Raw genomic sequence first — 19,554 nt, 5'->3', positions numbered from 1 at the left:
GGCGGCGTGACGCAACATCTGAAGCTCCGCATCCATGTGAGCGAACCCTTCGATTTCGAACGGCTGGCCGGCACCGCCGAGCTGACCGGCTGGACGGTGGACCATGCCGATCCGGAGAATGAGGCCTGGGAAGTGCATCTGGATCATGGCTTCGACTTTCACGAACGCCATATCGGCCGCCTGCTGGTCAGCCCCCGCTATGTGGGCGAGCATCTGGCGCGGATGTTCGATGCGATCGCGGGCTTCCCCGTGCGCCTCGCCCATCGCGACGACGGCAGTTGGCACTACGCCTTCACGGGCATGATCTCGCAACGCCATGACGGCGAAGAAGCGGACAATGGAACGATCTGATGCACATTCAGGAAGAGATTAGCGAGCGGCACGTCCTGTCGCTGACGGTTTCGAACGAGGCGGGCATATTGGCGCGCATCGCGGGCCTGTTCACCGCGCGCGGCTATAATATCGACAGCCTGACCGTGGCGGACATCACCCCGGACCATGCGATCAGCCGCATCACCATCGTCACCAGCGGCCCGCCCAAGGTGATCGACCAGATCATCGCCCAACTGGAACGGCTGGTGCCGGTGCACAAGGTGACTGACCTGACCGACAACGGCCCCTTCGTCGAGCGCGAACTGGCGCTGGTCAAGGTCGCAGGAACGGGCGAAAACCGGATAGAGGCGCTGCGCCTGGCCGACGTGTTCCGGGCGAAGGTGGTGGACACCACGATAGAGAGCTTCATCTTCGAGATCACCGGCACGACGGACAAGATCGACAATTTCGTCGGCCTGATGCGCCAGATCGGCCTGGTCGAGGTCGGCCGCACCGGCGTCGTCGGCCTGATCCGCGGCAAGGAGTCGAACTGAAGAAATTACCCCTCTCCCCTTGTGGGAGAGGGAGGGGCCCGCCGCGCAGCGGTGGGAGGGTGAGGGCCAGCAGCCCCTCCCCCGCGCGCAGGTGGTCCCCCTCACCGCCAATCTCGGCTCCGAAAGGCGCCACCCGAACTGAAAGAAGGAACGTCAAATGAAGGTTTATTACGACCGCGACGCCGACATCGGCCTGATCAAGGGCAAGAAGGTCGCCATCCTGGGTTACGGTTCGCAGGGTCACGCCCATGCGCAGAATCTGCGCGACAGCGGCGTCGCCGAAGTCGCCATCGCGCTGCGCCCCGGCTCGCCCAGCGCCAAGAAGGCCGAAGGCGCGGGCTTCAAGGTGCTGCCGAACGCGGAAGCCGCCGCATGGGCCGACGTGCTGATGATCCTGGCGCCCGACGAGCATCAGGCCGCCATCTACGCCGCCGACATCCACGCCAATCTGCGCCCCGGCGCGGCGCTGGCCTTCGCGCACGGCCTCAACGTCCATTTCGGCCTGATCGAGCCGCGCAAGGATGTCGACGTCATCATGATCGCGCCCAAGGGCCCCGGCCACACCGTGCGCGGCGAATATGTGAAGGGCGGCGGCGTGCCCTGCCTGATCGCCATCCATCAGGACGCGACCGGCAACGCCCATGACATCGCCCTGTCCTACGCTTCGGGCGTCGGCGGCGGCCGCAGCGGCATCATCGAAACCAACTTCCGCGAGGAATGCGAAACCGACCTGTTCGGCGAGCAGGCCGTGCTGTGCGGCGGCGCGACCGCGCTGGTGCAGGCGGGCTTCGAAACCCTGGTCGAGGCGGGCTACGCCCCGGAAATGGCCTATTTCGAATGCCTGCACGAACTGAAGCTGATCGTCGACCTGATGTATGAAGGCGGCATCGCCAACATGCGCTATTCAATCTCGAACACCGCCGAATATGGCGATATCAAGACCGGCCCGCGCATCATCACCGAAGAAACGAAGAAGGAAATGAAGCGCGTCCTGGCCGACATCCAGTCAGGCCGCTTCGTCAAGGACTTCGTGCTCGACAACCGCGCCGGCCAGCCGGAATTGAAGGCCAGCCGCATCGCCGCCCAGCGCCATCCCATCGAGGAAACCGGCGCCAAGCTGCGCGCCATGATGCCCTGGATCGGCGCGAACAAGCTGGTCGACAAGGACAAGAACTGACGGCCACGCCGACATAGCGTAACGGTAACCCATTGTTTCCGGTTACGGCTCTGGAACAATCGAGGGACGTCGCCTATCGTGGCGGCGTCCCTTGAACGTTTCGGAGAGAGCATCCCTATGCGCAAATATCTGATCCCCGCCGCCGCCCTGATCGCCCTGGCCGGCGGCAGCGCCGTCATCGCCCAGCAAATGCCCGCCGCGCCCGGCGCGAAGGACGCCGCGCGCGTCACCGGCGGCGCCTATACGATCGACCCCGGCCACACCCAGATTCTCTTCGCCTATGACCATATGGGCTTTTCCAACAATCTGGGCGTCCTGTCCGAATCGACCGGCACGCTGACGCTCGACCCGAAAAACCCCTCCGCCGCCAAGGTTTCGGTCGAGGTTCCGATCGCCAACCTCAAGACCGGCATCGCCAAGCTGGACGAGCATCTGATGAAGCCGGAATTCTTCGATTCCGCCAAATTCCCCAAGGCGACCTTCGTGTCGACCGGGGTGAAGGTGCAGGGCACCCAGGCGGAGATCAGCGGCAACCTGACCATCAAGGGCATCACCAAGCCGGTGACGCTGGACACCGAATTCTACGGCGCGGGCAAGGCCCCGGCGATGATGGGCGGCAAGGAAAATGTCGGCTTCGTCGCCACGACTACGATCAAGCGCAGCGATTTCGGCATGGGCTATGGCGTCCCGATGGTCGGCGACGCGGTAGAACTGAAGATCGTCGCGGCGTTCCAGAAATAAGCGCTCCCAATATCCCTCTCCCTTGAGGGTCGGCCAGAGTCACGTGCCTCTGGCCGAGGCTGCGCAGACTTGGCAGCTTGCTGCCTAGTCGTAGCTGGGTGAGGGGGTTGCGATCCTTCGGATCGCGCGGGCCGCAGGCCCGCTCCCCCTCATCCAACTGCGCCTAGCTTCGCGCCGCTCAGCAAGGCTCCGTATCCTTCTCGCTCAAGGGAGAAGGAATGGCCCGGCCTGCTCCCCCGCCCATCCGCGAACGACACCAACCTTGCGCTTTCCCCCAACTCCGGGTAAAGCGGCCCCATCATGCAGCGCGCGCTTCTTCCCCTGCTACGACTTACACGCCCTTAGGCGTGGTTTTTGTGCTGCTCTTCGCTTGAACGACGCGGCAATCCGCCTAAGGGCATAATCAAGCAGATAGTCGTACCACCGGGCAGACGCCAACAGGCTCGCCCGTATGCAGAGAAGCCATTTTCGTCATGATGCTGAACGATCCCTCGCTGAAATACCGCCCCTTCCCCCAGGTGGACCTGCCCAACCGCCAGTGGCCGTCGCGGGTCATCACCGCGCCGCCGCGCTGGCTGTCGACCGACATGCGCGACGGCAACCAGTCGCTGATCGACCCGATGAACGCGGAAAAGAAGCGCCGCTTCTTCGACCTGCTGCTGAAGGTCGGCGTGAAGGAGATCGAGGTCGGCTTCCCCAGCGCGGGCGCGACCGAGTTCGATTTCATTTCCGGCCTGGTCCGCGACGGCGCGATCCCCGACGATGTCTTCCCGCAGGTGCTGACGCAGGCCCGCGAAGACCTGATCGCCACCACCTTCGAAAGCCTGCGCGGCGCGAAGAAGGCCATCGTTCACGTCTACAACGCCGTGTCCCCGGCGTGGCGCAACATCGTGTTCCAGATGGACCGGCCGCAAATCCGGGAGATCGCCGTCACCGCCGCCAAGCTGCTGCGCGACAATGCGGCGAAACAGCCCGACACCGACTGGCATTTCGAATATAGCCCGGAAACCTTCTCCACCGCGGAACTGGATTTCAGCCTGGAATGCTGCGAGGCGGTGATCGACATATTGCAGCCGACCCCGGAAAAGCCGCTGATCCTGAACCTGCCCGCCACGGTCGAATGCGCGACGCCCAATATCTATGCCGACCAGATCGAATGGATTTGCCGCAACATCTCCCGGCGCGACAGCGTGGTGATATCGCTGCACACCCATAATGACCGGGGAACCGGCGTGGCGGCCGCCGAACTGGGCCTGATGGCGGGCGCGGACCGCATCGAAGGCTGCCTGTTCGGCAATGGCGAGCGCACCGGCAATTGCGACCTGGTGACGGTGGCGCTCAACATGTACACGCAGGGCATCAATCCGGGGCTGGATTTCAGCGACATCGACGAGGTCATCCAGACCGTCGAATATTGCAACCAGTTGCCCGTCCACCCGCGGCATCCCTATGCGGGCGAACTGGTGTTCACCGCCTTTTCCGGCAGCCATCAGGACGCGATCAAAAAGGGCTTCGCCGGGCAGGAAGCGCGCAACGACCAGATCTGGGACGTGCCCTATCTGCCCATCGACCCCAAGGATCTGGGCCGCGACTATGAGGCCGTGATCCGCGTGAACAGCCAGTCCGGCAAGGGCGGCGTCGCCTGGGTGCTGCAACAGGACAAGGGGCTGAAACTGCCCAAGCGGATGCAGGCCGATTTCTCCAAGGTGGTGCAGGCGCTGGCCGACGAAAGCAGCCGCGAACTCAACGCCGCCGACATATGGGCCGCGTTCGAGACCCATTATCGCCTGGCGGGCGAACAGCCCTACAGCCTGATCGACTATCATGAGAGCGGCGCTGCTGGCGACCGCATCTTCACCGGCAAGATCACGCACAAGGGCGGCGAGCGCTCGATTTCCGGGCGCGGCAACGGCCTCATCTCATCGGTGCTGGCCGCGCTGCGCGACGAACTGGGCGTCGATCTGGAGGTCGCGGATTATAGCGAACATGCCATCGGCGCAGGCACGGACGTCGCGGCGGCCGCCTATGTCGAATGCCGCACGCCCGATGGCCGCACCATCTTCGGCATCGGCACCGACACCGACGTCGCGACCGCCTCGGTCCAAGCGGTCCTCTCCGCCGCGAACAGCATCGCGGCGCAGCGGGAATAAGTCGAATTCCTGACGCGACGTGCTCCTGCGCAGGCAGGAGCACGTCGCGCATTGGGGCGATTATCCCGCCAAAGCCTTCACCACCCTTTCCCACTGGTCGAGCGCCGCCGGAATTCCCGCCACCGGCACCCGCTCGTCCAGCCCATGGGCAAAGCCGTCCTCGCCGCGCTGGAACAGGCTGGACACGCCATAGCTCGGCACCCCCAGCGCCCGGAAATGAAGGCTGTCCGTCGCCCCCGCCGACATGGAGGGAATGACCGGAATATCCGGATGGCGCGCCGCCACCGCCGCCCTCACCGCATCCACCACGTCCTTGCGCAGGGGGGAGGCGCTGCTGGCCTGCGGATCGTCCAGCGTGGCGATCTTCGCGCCCGGATCGTCGATCACCTGCGCCAGTTCCGCCTTCACCGCATCGATGGCGACGCCGGGAAAGATGCGGCAATTGACATCCACCTTCGCGCTCTGCGGCAAGGCGTTGAGCGCATGGCCCGCCTGCGCCATGGTGGCGACGCAGGTCGTCCGCACCTGTCCCACGAATTCGGGATAGTCGGACAGAAGATCGGCCGATTTCCTGTCCCCCGTCTCCGCATAGCGCCGCATCGCCGCGCCCGCCGCGCCGCCGATCCGATCGGCCGACAGCAGCAGGGATGCCCTGGTCAGTTCATTGCGCATCGGCACAAAACGATAGGCCGCGATCCGACCGATGGCCCGCGCCATGCGATGGATGGGATTGCCCGGCGTCGGCGCGCTGCTGTGGCCGCCCGCATCGGTGAAGGCGATCTCGAAATCGGCATAGGTCTTCTCGCCCGCCTGCAACTGGTACAGCACGGCCCGCCCGCCCTCGTCCAGCAGCCCGCCGCCGCCGTCGCCGTTCAGCAGCAATTCTGCATCCCTGTATTTCTCCGCCAGCGCCCTGCCGGTGCGCATATGGGTTTCCTCATCGCCCGACAGCAGCAGCGTGACGGTCCGCCGGGGTCGCCAGCCCTCTTTGCGCAGGCCCGCAAGCATCGCCACCATCATGGCGACGTCATATTTATTGTCCTCCGCCCCCCGGCCGAAAATATAGCCATTCTCTTCGACCGGCACGAAGGGATCGCGCGCCCAGTCCGCAGGATTGGCGGCCACCACGTCCATATGGCCGGTCAGCAGCAGGGGCTTGAGCCGCGGATCGCTGCCCCGGATGGTCGCGGCCAGGCTGGCCGTTTCGCCCATCGGCATGATCTCGACCTCCGCCGCCGCAAAGCCCGCCTGCCGCAGCACCGACGCATAATAAGCGGCCAGACGGGGCACCTGCCCCTGCCCCTCGACCGTGCGAAAGGCGATGGATCGGACGAGCACATCCTTGGCCAGTGCCGGATCGCCGGCGGCCTGCGCGGCGCGGGGCAGGATTAGCGCGGGCAGGATCAGGGCCATCGGAACCGCCCACCAATTCGTCAAATCGCATCTCCTGCTGGATTTCGGTCCATTCTGTGGCATAGCGGATCGCGGCCGCCAATCCGTTTGGCCGTCAAGTAGCGGAAAGAGGGCGTCCTTATCCGCATTCACCCCCATAAAGAATTGCTTGCGCGCATCTGGCGGAGCCGCTCCCCATATCGCGCGCCGGTCGCCCGAAGGAAATGCCCATGGCCATCAACTATCGCAGTTTCGGATTTCAGGTTCTGGTCGGCATGGCTGTCGGCCTGTTGCTCGGTCTTGTGGCGCGATCTATGGGGCCTGGGCCGGACGGCGATCTCAACGGGCTGGCGACCGCGCTCAAGACGACGGGATCGATCTTCGTCTCGCTGCTCAAGGCCGTGGTGCCGCCGCTGGTGTTCGCGGCCATCATCGCCTCCATCGCCAATCTGCGCGCGCTGGACAATGCGGCCCGGCTGGCGGGGCAGACGCTGCTCTGGTTCGCGATCACGGCGTTGATCGCCGTCGTCATCGGCCTGGCCATCGGGTTGATCGTCCAGCCGGGTTCCGGCCTCCACGGACAGGCGCTGGCAACTGCCAAGCCGGATTCCGTGGGCGGCTGGCTCGATTTCCTGAAAGGCCTGGTCCCCGGCAACAGCTTCGCCCTGTCCGCCAGCACCAAGGTCACGGATACAGGCGCGACCACCAGCCTGTCCTTCAACATCCTGCAATTGCTGGTCGTCTCCATCGCCATCGGCCTTGCGACGCTGAAGGTCGGGGAGAAAGCCGAACCTTTCCTGGCCTTCGTCCGTTCGCTGCTGGCCGTGGTGCGGGCGATATTGGGCTGGATCATCCGCCTGACGCCCATCGGTTCGGCCGCCCTGATCGGCAGCGCCGTCGCGACCTATGGCTGGAGCGCGCTGGCCCAGCTCGGCGGCTTTGCGGGGGCGGTGTATCTGGGTCTCGCATTGGTGCTGCTGGTGGTCTATCCGCTGCTGCTCGCCGCCAACGGCCTTAGTCCCCTGCCCTTCTTCGCCAAGGCATGGCCCGCCATCCAGCTTGGCTTCGTGTCGCGATCCTCGGTCGGCACCCTGCCCGTCACCGAAACCGTGACCGAGCGGATGGGGGTGGAAAAGGGCTATGCCGCCTTCGCCATTCCGCTGGCATCGACCACGAAGATGGACGGTTGCGCGTCCATCTATCCGGCGCTGGCCGCGATATTCGTCGCCGGTTTCTACGGCATACCGCTTCATGCGGCGGACTATGCGCTGATCGCCTTCGTATCCGTGGTGGGATCGGCCGCGACGGCTGGCCTGACCGGCGCCATCGTGATGCTGACTCTGACGCTTTCCACGCTCGGCCTGCCGCTGGAGGGCGCGGGCCTGCTGCTGGCCATAGACCCGATCCTCGACATGGGGCGCACCGCCGTCAATGTCGCGGGACAGGTGCTGGTCGCCACCATCGTCGCCAAGCGGGAAGGGATATTGGACGAGGCCGCCTATCAGGGCAAAGCGGATCTGGCCGTCGCCTGACAGCGGTTGACCTGCGCGTCGCGGGGGACCATGGGTCGCCCCATGCATCAGGTTCATATCATCGGCGGCGGACTCGCGGGCACGGAAGCGGCATGGCAATTGGCGCAGGCGGGCGTGAAGGTCCGCCTGTCGGAAATGCGCGGAAGCGGCGACATGACCCCCGCGCACCAGACGGAGGGGCTGGCCGAACTGGTCTGCTCCAACAGCTTCCGATCCGACGATGCGGACAAGAATGCCGTGGGCCTGCTGCATCAGGAGATGCGGCGGCTGGGATCGCTGATCATGGCGCAGGCGGAACCGGCCAAGGTGCCCGCCGGATCGGCGCTGGCGGTGGACCGGCATATTTTCTCCGACGGCGTCACCCGCGCGCTGGCCAGCCACCCCAATGTGGAGATCGTGCGGGAGCGCATCGACGCGCTGCCGGCGGAGGGCATGACCATCGTCGCCACCGGCCCGCTGACCGCCCCCGCGCTGGCCGCCAGCATCGGGCAGGCGGCCGGGATCGACCATCTCGCCTTTTTCGACGCCATCGCGCCGGTCGTGCATCATGACAGCATCGACATGGACAAATGCTGGATGGCCAATCGCTGGGACAAGATCGGCCCCGGCGGCGGCGAGGGCAAGGATTACATCAACTGCCCCATGAACAGGGATCAGTATCAGGCCTTCGTCCAGGGACTGCTGGACGGCGAAAAGACCGACTTCAAGGAGTGGGAAAAGGACACGCCCTATTTCGAAGGCTGCATGCCGATCGAGGTGATGGCGTCACGCGGCCCGGAAACGCTGCGTCACGGGCCGATGAAGCCGATGGGCCTGGACGATCCGCGCACCGGCCGGTGGCCCTATGCCGTGGTGCAGTTGCGGCAGGACAATGCTTCGGGCACGCTGTGGAACATGGTCGGCTTCCAGACCAAGCTGAAACATGGCGCGCAGGTCGAATTGTTCCGCACCATTCCGGGTCTGGAGAAGGCGGAATTCGCTCGGCTGGGCGGCCTGCATCGCAATACCTTCATCCAGAGTCCCAAGCTGCTGGATGGCACGCTGCGCCTGAAAAGCGCGCCGCATATCCGCTTTGCAGGCCAAGTGACGGGCTGCGAAGGCTATGTCGAGAGCGCGGCCATCGGGCTGCTCGCCGGGCGATTTGCCGCGGCCGAGATATTGAGCCGGCCGCTCGCGCCGCTGCCGCCGGAAACCGCGCTGGGCGCGCTGCTCGGCCATGTGACCGGCAATGTCGAGACGGCGGATTATCAGCCGATGAACGTCAATTTCGGCCTCTTCCCGCCGCTGGAGGATGTGAAGAAGAAACAGCGCAAGGAAGCGATGACCGCCCGCGCCCGCGCCGCGCTGGGCGCCTGGCTGGGCGAACTTCAGCCGGCCTGACGCGTCAGCATCGGCATTTCGGCGCGGCCGCGCGTTTCGGGGCGGTCGTCGCGAATTCGGCGGGTGTCAGCCTGCCGTCGCCATTGGCGTCCGCCCTGGCGAAGCGGTCCGACGTCGTCACCGCCCACTCCTCGAAGGAGAGGAGATTGTCATTGTCGCGGTCCAGCGCCTTGAACGCCCTGACGCGGCTGCCCATCATCTCGACCCGCGAGATGACGCCGTCGCGATTGCGGTCGTAACGGGCAAATCGCTTCTGCTCGCGGCTTTGCGGCGACGCTTCGCCGGGCATGGGCGGCGCCTCCCCCGAAGCGTCCGGATCGCCTTCCGGCAGGGCGTCGACAGCGGGCGGCGGGGGCGATCCGACCAAAGGGTGGGGCACGGGTTGATTGTTTGCCCGTCCCTGCCACCAGAACAGTCCAGCCGCCGCCAGCAGCAATGCCGCTATCGCACCCCCCAGAACTCGCTCCACACTATCCCCCTATCGCCCCAGCAGCGCGACGCGCACCAATCGCCAATATAGCGCCGGGGTCAATCCCGCCGGCGCGCGGCGGCCCTTTTCGATGTCGCGACGCGCAAGCTGACAGGCGATCCGCAACGGGCGCCATTCCTTCGGCCAGGGCAGCCCGCCGCCGGTTATATATCCCCGCGCCAGATCGATTGCCTTTTCCGCAACCTGCCGGTCCGCACAATGTCCGGACAGATCCCACAAGGCCCAGGCCGCTCCCGCCCGGTCGAGCCATGGCGGCATATCCTCCCGCCCCGCCAGAGCGCGGAACAGCCCGCCGCCCCGCCCCTCCGCATAGCCGGGAAGGTCCACCTCCCCGATCAACGCTTCCCAGCCGTCAAGCCATTGCGAAAGCCCGCAGGGCGGCAGGCCCTTTATCTCCCGCATCGCATCGATCAAGGGTTCGCCCCGCCCCCTGACGCCGCTTTCGTCGGTCAGGGCATCGTTCCACCAGGCCATGCGCATCTGCCCGATGACAGGCTCGCTCGTCGTCGCCACGAGCCGCGAGAAGCGGGCATCGAGCGCCCAGACCAACCGATGACGGGGCGCGTCCGGGCCGGCATAGGCGCTGAGCAGCGACGGCAAGGGGGCGAGATCGTCGCTCACCTTATCCATTCACCTATATCGAACGAAATGGATTTTGTCGAAATTATCAGCTTTTTAACCCCAACCGGCATAGTGATCCTGGCAATTGCCCCTGACGGGCATGGGGGTGCCCTGCCTGAATTGGGGATGCGGGGCAAGCGAAGGCAGAGCGGATTATGGGCGATCGGATCAAGCGCGCGCTGTTCATTCTGATGCGGCTTTACCACAATCAGGCGGGCAATACGCTGGCCATTGTGGCGGCGGCCGTCCTGCCGCTTATGGGATTGATCGGCGGCGGCGTCGACATGAGCCGCATCTATCTGACCAAGTCAAGGCTGCAACAAGCCTGCGACGCTGGCGCTCTGGCGGGCCGCAAGACCATGGGCGGCGGCGCATGGGCCGCCAACAACAACCAGGCGCTGAATGCCGCCAATGGGATGTTCGACGCCAATTTCCGGCCAGGCTCCTATGGCAGCGGAACGGTAATGCGATCGTTCAGCGAGTCCGCGGGTAAGGTTACCGGCACAGCGTCTGTGCCGCTGCCGATGGCGATCATGCGGATTTTCGGCATTAATTCCAAAACTATCGAGGTCACTTGCGACGCCGAAATGCGCCTGCCGAATACCGATGTGATGTTCGTGTTGGACACCACAGGTTCAATGGCGAGTGCCATTTCCGGAGATACCGAGACGAAGATCGTCGGCTTGCGACGCGCTGTTAGATGCTTCTTCGAGATCGTGGCCAGGCTGGACACCGTCGCAGCATGTGATGGCGGCGCTCCTTCTGGCGGCACCAGTTCGGAAACCCAGATTCGTTTCGGCTTCGTGCCTTATGCCACCAACGTGAATGTCGGCAGGCTGCTTCCGCCCGAATGGTTCAGGGATTTTTCCTCCTATCAGTCACGTGAACGGGTCGTCGTATATGGTCGGCCTGTATCCTATGTCGACAGCGACAAAACAGACTGGCTATGGATCAGTTGGACCCAGAAGACCGCAACCACCGCTAGCGATGCGCTCTGTAAATCGACTTATGTCGATCCCACGGAATCCTCGGTTGCCACCGGAACCCTCAGCAATGGCATCAATGAGAGCAATGGCGGCTTGCAGGGACATGGCAACTGGCAGGCCACGCGGCCGTGGCAGGATACGCAGCGCCAGTTTGTCAGTTGGACCTCGAACAACAAGAGATGCACCTACCAAATAAGATCGCGATCCTATACGCGCACCTATACCTATCAGTGGTCCGACACCGCCACTTCAGACACAGTCGCGTTCAATGCCTGGCATTACGGCTTGGTATCTTTCGATTTGCGTGGACTGAAAAGCGGTAATGGATGGACCGCCGCTGGAACAGTCACCTTGCCCATCGGCGGCACGACGAACAATCAACTGAATTCATCCTATTATAACGACAGGACTATAACGTGGAACGGTTGCATCGAAGAACGGCAAACTGCGCGCGCGACAACCTATATCCCGCTCCCGGAAGGCGCCTTCGACCTTGACGTCAATGCGCTACCCACGACGGCGCCAGAAACGCAATGGGCGCCTGCTCTGGGTCAAACTATATATCGGCGCGGTACAACCTATTATGACAGCACCAGAAGTACGAGCGACATCACCACGTTCAGCGCCTTTTCTGCCAATAACAGCACCGAATGCCCGGTCGCAGCCACGAAACTGCGTCAGTGGGCCTCTGCATCGGATTTCGATGGCTATGTCGATACTTTGACGCCGAACGGTAGAACCTATCACGATATTGGCCTGATCTGGGGCGCGCGCCTGATTTCTCCCACAGGTCTGTTCGCATCGGAAAACGCAACGACGGCGCGCGGCGGAGAAATTCAGCGGCACGTCATTTTCATGACCGATGGTCAGGCCGACACCGATGTAGACATTTATCAGGCCTATGGCATGGCCTGGTATGATCGCCGTCAGACCGATCCAAATACGGTTCCGACGGATGGCACCTCCACCAGTGCGACATTGACACAGCAGGTTTACGCCCGGACGGCGGCAACATGCGCTGCAATCAAGAACATGCCCAACACGACGCTGTGGGTGGTATGGTTCGGCACGAAGAACACCACCATCGAAAATATATTGACGGATTGCGCCAGCAAGGATCGCTTCTTCTCGGCCCAGAGTTCGGCCGCCCTGCAACAGACTTTCCGCAATATCGCCAATCAGATTTCCCAACTCAGGCTGACAAGCTGATGTCAGTGGCAGCGCTTTTCCGTCGCTCCAGCGACCAGCGGGGCACCGCCATCACGGAATTCGGGCTGATCGCGCCCGTGTTCCTGCTGCTGATGCTTGGCGCGCTCGACCTGGCGCATACGCTGTACATGCAGGGCGTGCTTCAGGGCGTGGTGCAGAAGGCGGCGCGGGATTCGACGCTGGAAAGCGCGCAGGAAGAAACGACGCAGTTGGCCATCAACCAGAAGATCGAAGATCAGGTCAAGCGGCTCGCGGCCAATGCCGATGTGAGCATCAGCCGTCGCAACTTCTATTCCTACACGAAGGCGGCACAGGCGGTCGCAGAACCCTATAATGACAATAACGGCAACGACAAATGCGATGATGGGGAGCCGTTTCAGGACAATAATGGCAACGGCGTTCGGGATGCGGACGGCGGCAGCGAAGGTCAGGGCGGCACCCAGGCAGCCGTGGTCATGATCGTGGACGTCCAATATCCCCGCTTCTTCCCTCTGGACAAGATGATCGGCCTGCCCGGCAAGGTCCATCTCTCGGCAAAGACCGTGCTGACTAACCAGCCCTATGGCCAGAAACCCGGCGAACCTGTTTCCGTCGTGAGGAATTGCCCATGAGGAGGAACAGCAATATTTTTGCGCGGGGTTCGAACTGGATTTGTGGCCTAATCCGCGCGCAGAACGGTATCGCGGTGGTTGAATTCGCCCTATGCCTGCCATTCGTCCTGGTGGCTACGCTTACGGCTGCCGAGCTGGCCAACTATACAGTCACCAAAATGCGGGTCAGCCAGTTAGCGTTACGGCTCGCGGATGATGGTTCCCGCATTGGAACAGGCGACCTGTTATCAACCAAACAGATAACGGAAGCACAAATAAATGATCTGATGACGGGTGCCGACCTCCAGGGTTCCGCCCTGGGCCTGTTCACCAACGGAAAAGTCGTCCTCACCAGCCTTGAGCCGGTGGCGAACCCTAATACGACGGACCGCTACCGCATCCGTTGGCAGAGATGCCGAGGCAGCCTGACTTACTCCTCCGGCTTCGGCAAGCAGGGCGACACTAATCTGACGGGCATTTCGGTAAATAGCCAGACGCTGAAGGCGCCTGAGGGTGGCGCGGTCATCCTTGCCGAGGTGGCGTACAGATATCAGCCGTTGATCGGATCGCGCTGGCTCAACTTGTCTAGCATGGTGGAGACAGCAGGAATGTATGTCCGGGATAATCGCGAATATGCAGGACCAACAGGCGGCGTAGGCATCTACAACCCGGAAAATGTGACTGCATCGACCTGTAGTTGACAGAGGAGCGGCATGCGCCGCTCCCCTGTCCCAATTCCTACCGATAACAAACCTTCTTCGCCGCCGCGATAACCCGGGCTGCGTCGATAAGCGCCGCCTTTTCCAGATTCGCCGCATAGGGCAGCGGCACATCCTCGTTGGTTACGCGCAGCACCGGGGCGTCGAGGTCGTCGAAGCCCTGCTCCATCACCACGGCCGCGATTTCAGACGCGATCGAGCAGACCGGCCAGCCCTCTTCCACCACCACCAGGCGGTTGGTCTTCTTCAGGCTCTCCAGCACCGTCGCCGTGTCGAGCGGGCGCAGCGTGCGCAGGTCGATGACCTCCGCATCGATGCCTTCGCCGGCCAACGCCTCAGCCGCTTCCAGCGCCACGCCGACGCCGATGGAGTAGCTGACCAGCGTCACATCCTTGCCCTCGCGGACAATGCGCGCCTTGCCGATGGGGAGGACATAGTCGTCCACCTCTGGCACGTCGAAGCTGCGGCCGTAGACCAGTTCGTTTTCCAGGAACACGACCGGATCGTCCGAGCGGATCGCCGCCTTGAGCAGGCCCTTGGCATCGGCCGCGTCATAGGGGGCGATCACGATCAGCCCCGGAACCGACGCATACCACGGACCGTAATTCTGGCTGTGCTGCGCGGCGACGCGGCTGGCGGCGCCGTTCGGGCCACGGAACACGATGGGGCAGCGCATCTGGCCGCCGGACATGTAGTTGGTCTTGGCCGCCGAGTTGATGATGTGGTCGATCGCCTGCATCGCGAAGTTGAAGGTCATGAACTCGACGATCGGCTTCAACCCGCCCATCGCCGCGCCCGCGCCGATGCCGGCAAAGCCATATTCGGTGATCGGCGTGTCGATGACGCGCCGGTCCCCGAACTCCTCCAGCAGGCCCTGGGTGACCTTGTAGGCGCCCTGATATTCCGCCACCTCTTCGCCCATGACGAAGACGCGCTCGTCGCGCCGCATTTCCTCCGCCATGGCGTCGCGCAGCGCTTCGCGCACGGTCGTCTTGATATATCCGGTGCCCTCGGGCAGCGCGGGATCCTTGACGGTCGCCTTGGCCTCGGTCGCCAGCTTGGCGGTGCCGCTTTCGGCCTTCCTGGGTTCCGGAGCGGCTTCGGGAGCGGCCGGCGGCGCGCTTTCCGCGGCCTTCGGGGCCTGGGCGGTCTCGCTCGTCCCATCCGCGGCCATGGTGGCGATGACGGTGCCGACCTTCACGCCCTCGGTCCCCTCGGCCACCATGATCTGGCCGATCTTGCCTTCATCGACAGCTTCGAATTCCATCGTCGCCTTGTCGGTCTCGATCTCGGCCAAGATGTCGCCCGAGCGGACCTCGTCCCCTTCCTTCACCAGCCACTTCGCCAACGTGCCTTCCTCCATCGTCGGGGACAGCGCCGGCATCTTGATTTCGATACCCATTAATATTGCTCCACCAGCACGTCGGTATAAAGGTCGTGCAGTTCCGGTTCGGGAGAGGTTTCGGCGAAATCCGCCGCGTCGCTGACGACCTTGCGGATGTCCTGGTCGATCTTCTTGAGTTCGTCCTCGCCCACGCCCATTTCGGCCAGATATTTCTTGACGCCTTCGATCGGGTCGGACTTTTCGCGCATCGACTGCACTTCCTCGCGCGACCGATATTTGGCCGGGTCGGACATGCTGTGACCGCGATAGCGATAGGTCTTCATCTCCAGCAGGATGGGACCATTGCCCGCCTGCACCCATTTCAGCGCCTCTTCCGTCGCGCCGCGCACCGCCAGCACGTCCATGCCGTTCACCTGGATGCCGGGAATGCGGAAGCTCTCGCCGCGCCGATAGAGCTGGTCTTCCGCCGAGGAGCGGTTGACGCTGGTGCCCATGGCGTACTGGTTGTTCTCGATCACGAAAATGATCGGCAGCTTCCATAGCTCGGCCATGTTGAAGCTCTCATAGACCTGGCCCTGGTTGGCCGCGCCGTCGCCGAAATAGGCGACGCAGACGCCGCCGTCATTATTGTACTTGTGCGCAAAGCCAAGGCCCGCGCCGAGCGACACCTGCGCGCCGACGATGCCATGGCCGCCGTAGAATTTATGCTCGACGCTGAACATGTGCATCGAACCGCCCTTGCCGCGGGAGATGCCCGCTTCCCGGCCGGTCAGTTCCGCCATGATGACATTGGGATCGATGCCATAGGCCAGCATGTGGCCATGATCGCGATAGCCGGTGATGACGCTGTCCTTGCCCGGCTGAAGCGCCGACTGGATGCCCACGGCGACCGCTTCCTGCCCGATATAGAGGTGGCAGAAGCCGCCGATCAGGCCCAGGCCGTAAAGCTGGCCGGCCTTTTCCTCGAAACGGCGGATCAGCACCATCTGCCGGTAGAATTCCAGCAACTCCTCCTTGCTGGCGTCATAATCTTTCGGAGTGTCGGGGCGAGGCCGGTTATGGTCCGCGCCGGCGGCGGGTGCAGCCGCCTTTGCCTTTGCGCGTGAAGGACGCGGCGTCGTTGGTTTCGCCAAGGCTCTTATCCTTTTGCGTGGGTGAGGATGGAAGGAAGGCCGATATAGCGACAGTCCGCCACCAAATGCAACGCGGCATGGCGCCCAAAAGCGCGGTCAGGGCGACCCGCCGGCCATCCGCGGCGATCAGTTCAGCGGGACGATCACCTCATCAGGATGAACGACGCCCAGTTCCCGCCGGATCAACTCGTCGGAAAGGTCGGGATCGACGCGCCGGGGATCGAGCAGGTCCACCCGGTTCTTCAACTCCTGCCGGCTGGCCTGGACCTGCTTCAGTTCGGCGCGCGCATGATGGAGCTGCCGCTTGTAGTCGCCCCAGGCCAGAACGCCGTTGGAACCCAACACCACATAGCCCGCGAAGAAGAGAAGAAGAAGCACCGCAATCGCAGGCCCGAAAGCCGAAAAAAGCAATATGCGGAGTTTCGCGATATGCGCCATGGGCCAGTTGAATCACAGGGAAGGGCCAGCCGCAAGCGAAATTTAAGGCGCTTGCGGCCGGTGGCGGATATTCGACTTAACGGAAAATCGAACGGCCTGCGTAAAGCGCGATGTCGCCCAGTTCTTCTTCGATCCGGATAAGCTGGTTATACTTGGCGAGCCGGTCGGAACGGGCGAGCGAGCCGGTCTTGATCTGGCCGCAATTGGTGGCGACGGCCAGGTCGGCGATGGTCGCGTCCTCGGTCTCGCCGGAACGGTGCGACATGACGGCGGTGTAGCGCGCCCGGTGCGCCATGTCGACGGCGGCCAGCGTTTCGGTCAGCGATCCGATCTGGTTCACCTTGACCAGCAGCGAGTTGGCCAGCCCCTTGCCGATGCCCATTTCCAGGCGCTTGGGGTTGGTGACGAACAGGTCGTCGCCCACCAACTGGACCTTCCCGCCGATCTTGTCGGTCAGCGCCTTCCAGCCTTCGAAATCATCCTCGCTCATGCCGTCCTCGATCGATTTGATCGGATAGTCGGCGCACAGGGCCGCGAGGTAATCGGCCATCTCGACCGGGCTGAGCGACAGGCCCTCGCCCGAAATCTCATATTTGCCGTTCTTGAAGAATTCGGTCGCCGCGCAGTCCAGCGCCAGCACGACATCGTCGCCCGGCTTGTAGCCCGCCTTCTCCACCGACAGCATGATGAAGTCGAGCGCGTCGCGGGTGGAGGCGATGTTGGGCGCGAAGCCGCCCTCGTCGCCCACCGAGGTCGCAAGCCCCTTGTCGTGCAGGCCCTTCTTCAGCGTATGGAAGATTTCCGAACCGATCCGCACGGCGTCGGCGATGCTCTCCGCCCCGACAGGCATGATCATGAATTCCTGGAAATCGATGGGGTTGTCGGCATGCTCGCCGCCATTGATGATGTTCATCATCGGCACCGGCAGCACATGGGCGTTGACGCCGCCGACATAGCGATAGAGCGGCAGGCCGCGCGCATCGGCGGCCGCCTTCGCTACGGCCAGGCTGACGCCCAGTATCGCGTTGGCGCCCAGGTTCGACTTGTTGTCCGTCCCGTCGAGCGCGATCATCGCGGCGTCGACTTCTGCCTGATCCTCGGCGTCCAGGCCGATGATCTGCTCGGCGATCTGGTCGTTGACGGCGGCGACGGCGGCCAGCACGCCCTTGCCCAGATATTTGGTCGCGTCGCCGTCGCGCTTCTCGACCGCTTCATAGGCCCCGGTGGACGCGCCCGACGGCACGGCGGCGCGGCCGAAGCTGCCATCCTCCAGCATCACGTCGACCTCGACGGTGGGATTGCCGCGGCTGTCCAGGATCTGGCGGGCGTGGATATCGAGAATGGCGGTCATGGATCGCTCCTTGGAACTGGCTCTGGTCGCTTTTCGCGCCCCGCTTAGCCACCGACCTTCCGCTTGGCAATGCGGGGGCTTGCAAGGACTCGAAAAATGCCGATGCTCAAAATAGTAACGGCAACGGAACTGTGGGCGGTGGGAAGCATTAGAGGGAGAGCCGCCAGCCCGCTTCGCGATTCCGCTGCATTTCAAAGGGAGACTTAGGACGATGGCCGACACCCCCGAAACCCCGCCCGCCAAGCGCGTCAAAAAGGCCAGCCCCGCCAAGGCGCCCAAGGCCAAGCCGGCCAAGGCCGCCCTGTCCGGCACGCTGGTGAAGGCCGCGCCCGTCAAGACCGCCACCACGCGCAAGGCCGCCGCGCCCAAGACGCCCGGCAACGGCGCCGTCGCCCATGGCTGGACCGCGCAGATCGCGCCGATCAAGGCGCAGGCCGAAAAGGCGGCGAAGGCCGCCGCCGACAAGCTGAACGCCGTCGATTGGAAGGCGCATATCGACCCGCTCAAGGACCAGGCGTCGAAGACGGCCAAGTCGGCCGCGGGCGTCGCCAAGGACAAGACCGGATCGGCCATGCAGAGCCTGGCCAAGCTGATTTCCGACACGGCCGGCACCGTGGATGCGAAGCTGGGTCCGCAATATGGCGACTATGCCCGCCAGGCCGCCGAATCCGTGGCCGGCGCGGCGAAGACGCTGGACAGCAAGGATGTCGACCAGTTGATGACCGAAGCGCGGGATTTCGTGCGCAAGAGCCCCGCCGTGGCCATCGGCGCGGCGGCGGTGGTCGGCTTCGTGCTGATGCGCCTTGCCAAGGGGCCGGACGAAGACGCCTGATCGCGTCCCTGCCCATTGACGGACGATAAGGCCCCGGCGCCGGGGCGGAGGATATTTTGACCCAAGAGCCCCTGCAGAACGAGGCACAGCAAGAGTCCGTGCGGGACGTCTTCGCGCGCCTGTACAGCGACGGGCGGGCCTATGCGGAAGCGGAAGCCGAACGGCAGAAGCTGCGCGCCGGCATCATCGGCGCAGGGGTCCGCGACGCGCTGATCTTCGCGACGGCGGGCGTCATGCTTGTCTTCGCGGCGATCGTCGCCGGGCTGGTGGGCGTCATATTGGCGTTGTCGCCCCTTGTCGGGCCAGGCTGGGCGGCGGCGGCGGTGTTCGGCGGCGCGCTGGTCGTCGCGCTGCTGCTGCTGCTGGTCGCGAAGGGGCGCATCGGCCGGATGAAGAAGGCGGTGAAGCCGTGAAGCGCGAGGAAGCCTATCGGGATGCGGCGGCGCGGGCGGATGCGCGCAAGGCCGCGCTCCTCTCCAGCGCCCTTGCGGCCAAGGCGCGCGTCGCCCCCGCCCGGCTCAAGCAGGACGCGAAGGACAAGGCGACGGAAACGCTGACGGGCGGGGTCGCCCACGCCGCTGCCCAGGTCCGGCAGCGGCCGG

At 64.0% G+C, this 19,554-nt stretch carries 19 protein-coding genes and 1 pseudogene; 13 read left to right on the top strand and 7 right to left on the bottom strand.

Features of this window, described 5'->3' with window-relative positions:
- Window positions 1-6 precede the first annotated feature (6 nt).
- The 5 genes from L286_RS44305 (at window position 7) to leuA (ending at window position 4,934) form a co-directional block, all read left to right on the top strand.
- Entirely contained in the window at window positions 7-351 is a 345-nt protein-coding gene (locus tag L286_RS44305) for a hypothetical protein (protein WP_007682087.1), read from the top strand.
- Window positions 351-866 (top strand): acetolactate synthase small subunit, encoded by a 516-nt coding sequence (gene ilvN, locus L286_RS44300; RefSeq protein WP_007682086.1) that lies wholly within the window; start codon window positions 351-353, stop codon window positions 864-866. Before L286_RS44305 ends, ilvN begins: the two co-directional genes overlap by 1 nt.
- A 157-nt stretch (window positions 867-1,023) precedes the next feature.
- Window positions 1,024-2,043 carry a ketol-acid reductoisomerase gene (gene ilvC / locus L286_RS44295; protein WP_007683242.1) on the top strand — a complete coding sequence of 340 codons (1,020 nt, stop codon included), beginning with the start codon at window positions 1,024-1,026 and terminating at the stop codon, window positions 2,041-2,043.
- Window positions 2,044-2,160: 117 nt separating this feature from the next.
- Window positions 2,161-2,784, top strand: a complete 624-nt coding sequence (locus tag L286_RS44290) for a YceI family protein (RefSeq protein WP_013039838.1) — start codon at window positions 2,161-2,163, stop codon at window positions 2,782-2,784.
- Between the two features lie 473 nt (window positions 2,785-3,257).
- On the top strand, window positions 3,258-4,934 hold the full coding sequence (leuA, locus tag L286_RS44285; protein WP_020818853.1) for a 2-isopropylmalate synthase: 1,677 nt from the start codon (window positions 3,258-3,260) through the stop codon (window positions 4,932-4,934).
- A gap of 60 nt (window positions 4,935-4,994) precedes the next feature.
- Here leuA and L286_RS44280 read toward each other — a convergent pair whose 3' ends face one another.
- Entirely contained in the window at window positions 4,995-6,347 is a 1,353-nt protein-coding gene (locus tag L286_RS44280) for a M20/M25/M40 family metallo-hydrolase (RefSeq protein WP_020818854.1), read from the bottom strand.
- Window positions 6,348-6,556: 209 nt separating this feature from the next.
- Here L286_RS44280 and L286_RS44275 point away from each other — a divergent pair, with 209 nt between their 5' ends.
- Both L286_RS44275 and trmFO read left to right on the top strand, forming a co-directional pair.
- Window positions 6,557-7,858, top strand: a complete 1,302-nt coding sequence (locus tag L286_RS44275) for a dicarboxylate/amino acid:cation symporter (protein WP_020818855.1) — start codon at window positions 6,557-6,559, stop codon at window positions 7,856-7,858.
- 42 nt (window positions 7,859-7,900) lie between these two features.
- The gene (trmFO, locus tag L286_RS44270) at window positions 7,901-9,238 is read left to right on the top strand and encodes a methylenetetrahydrofolate--tRNA-(uracil(54)-C(5))-methyltransferase (FADH(2)-oxidizing) TrmFO (protein WP_020818856.1); all 1,338 of its coding nucleotides are present in this window, start codon (window positions 7,901-7,903) and stop codon (window positions 9,236-9,238) included.
- Window positions 9,239-9,242: 4 nt separating this feature from the next.
- Here the strand turns inward: trmFO and L286_RS0125035 are convergent, their stop codons facing one another.
- Entirely contained in the window at window positions 9,243-9,707 is a 465-nt protein-coding gene (locus L286_RS0125035; RefSeq protein WP_025161098.1) for an EF-hand domain-containing protein, read from the bottom strand.
- A 9-nt stretch (window positions 9,708-9,716) separates the two neighbouring features.
- A complete protein-coding gene (locus L286_RS44265) occupies window positions 9,717-10,358 on the bottom strand; it encodes a hypothetical protein (RefSeq protein WP_020818858.1) in 642 nt (213 codons plus the stop codon).
- Window positions 10,359-10,504: 146 nt separating this feature from the next.
- Between L286_RS44265 and L286_RS44260 the strand changes: the two genes are divergently transcribed.
- The 3 genes from L286_RS44260 to L286_RS44250 are packed head-to-tail and all read left to right on the top strand — an operon-like array spanning window position 10,505 to window position 13,835.
- Window positions 10,505-12,544, top strand: a complete 2,040-nt coding sequence (locus L286_RS44260; RefSeq protein WP_020818859.1) for a Tad domain-containing protein — start codon at window positions 10,505-10,507, stop codon at window positions 12,542-12,544.
- The gene (locus L286_RS44255; protein ID WP_007683259.1) at window positions 12,544-13,155 is read left to right on the top strand and encodes a TadE/TadG family type IV pilus assembly protein; all 612 of its coding nucleotides are present in this window, start codon (window positions 12,544-12,546) and stop codon (window positions 13,153-13,155) included. Before L286_RS44260 ends, L286_RS44255 begins: the two co-directional genes overlap by 1 nt.
- On the top strand, window positions 13,152-13,835 hold the full coding sequence (locus L286_RS44250) for a TadE/TadG family type IV pilus assembly protein (protein ID WP_020818860.1): 684 nt from the start codon (window positions 13,152-13,154) through the stop codon (window positions 13,833-13,835). The genes L286_RS44255 and L286_RS44250 overlap by 4 nt, the downstream gene beginning before the upstream one ends.
- Before the next feature lie 37 nt (window positions 13,836-13,872).
- Here L286_RS44250 and L286_RS44245 read toward each other — a convergent pair whose 3' ends face one another.
- The 4 genes from L286_RS44245 to eno all read right to left on the bottom strand — a co-directional run bounded on the left by L286_RS44245 (window position 13,873) and on the right by eno (window position 18,120).
- Window positions 13,873-15,255 (bottom strand): pyruvate dehydrogenase complex E1 component subunit beta, encoded by a 1,383-nt coding sequence (locus L286_RS44245; protein WP_007683263.1) that lies wholly within the window; start codon window positions 15,253-15,255, stop codon window positions 13,873-13,875.
- Window positions 15,255-16,331 (bottom strand): pyruvate dehydrogenase (acetyl-transferring) E1 component subunit alpha, encoded by a 1,077-nt coding sequence (gene pdhA, locus L286_RS44240; RefSeq protein ID WP_013039827.1) that lies wholly within the window; start codon window positions 16,329-16,331, stop codon window positions 15,255-15,257. Before pdhA ends, L286_RS44245 begins: the two co-directional genes overlap by 1 nt.
- Window positions 16,332-16,457: 126 nt before the next feature.
- Window positions 16,458-16,769, bottom strand: a complete 312-nt coding sequence (locus L286_RS44235) for an FtsB family cell division protein (protein ID WP_007683268.1) — start codon at window positions 16,767-16,769, stop codon at window positions 16,458-16,460.
- A 76-nt stretch (window positions 16,770-16,845) separates the two neighbouring features.
- The gene (gene eno, locus L286_RS44230) at window positions 16,846-18,120 is read right to left on the bottom strand and encodes a phosphopyruvate hydratase (protein ID WP_013039826.1); all 1,275 of its coding nucleotides are present in this window, start codon (window positions 18,118-18,120) and stop codon (window positions 16,846-16,848) included.
- A gap of 211 nt (window positions 18,121-18,331) precedes the next feature.
- On the opposite strand from eno, the gene L286_RS44225 reads away from it, so the two are divergent.
- From L286_RS44225 to L286_RS44215, 3 genes and pseudogenes are all read left to right on the top strand, one after another.
- Window positions 18,332-18,952, top strand: a complete 621-nt coding sequence (locus L286_RS44225; RefSeq protein WP_007683272.1) for a hypothetical protein — start codon at window positions 18,332-18,334, stop codon at window positions 18,950-18,952.
- A 98-nt stretch (window positions 18,953-19,050) separates the two neighbouring features.
- The gene (locus L286_RS44220; protein WP_020818861.1) at window positions 19,051-19,365 is read left to right on the top strand and encodes a phage holin family protein; all 315 of its coding nucleotides are present in this window, start codon (window positions 19,051-19,053) and stop codon (window positions 19,363-19,365) included.
- Window positions 19,362-19,554 (top strand): annotated as a pseudogene (locus L286_RS44215) (hypothetical protein); the annotation flags it as partial. The gene L286_RS44220 and the pseudogene L286_RS44215, both read left to right, overlap by 4 nt.

This window comes from Sphingobium sp. HDIP04, from assembly GCF_000445085.1.
Lineage (GTDB): Bacteria > Pseudomonadota > Alphaproteobacteria > Sphingomonadales > Sphingomonadaceae > Sphingobium > Sphingobium indicum.
Note: the sequence above shows the minus strand (reverse complement) of the source record. Positions and strands in the feature narration are given on the sequence as shown.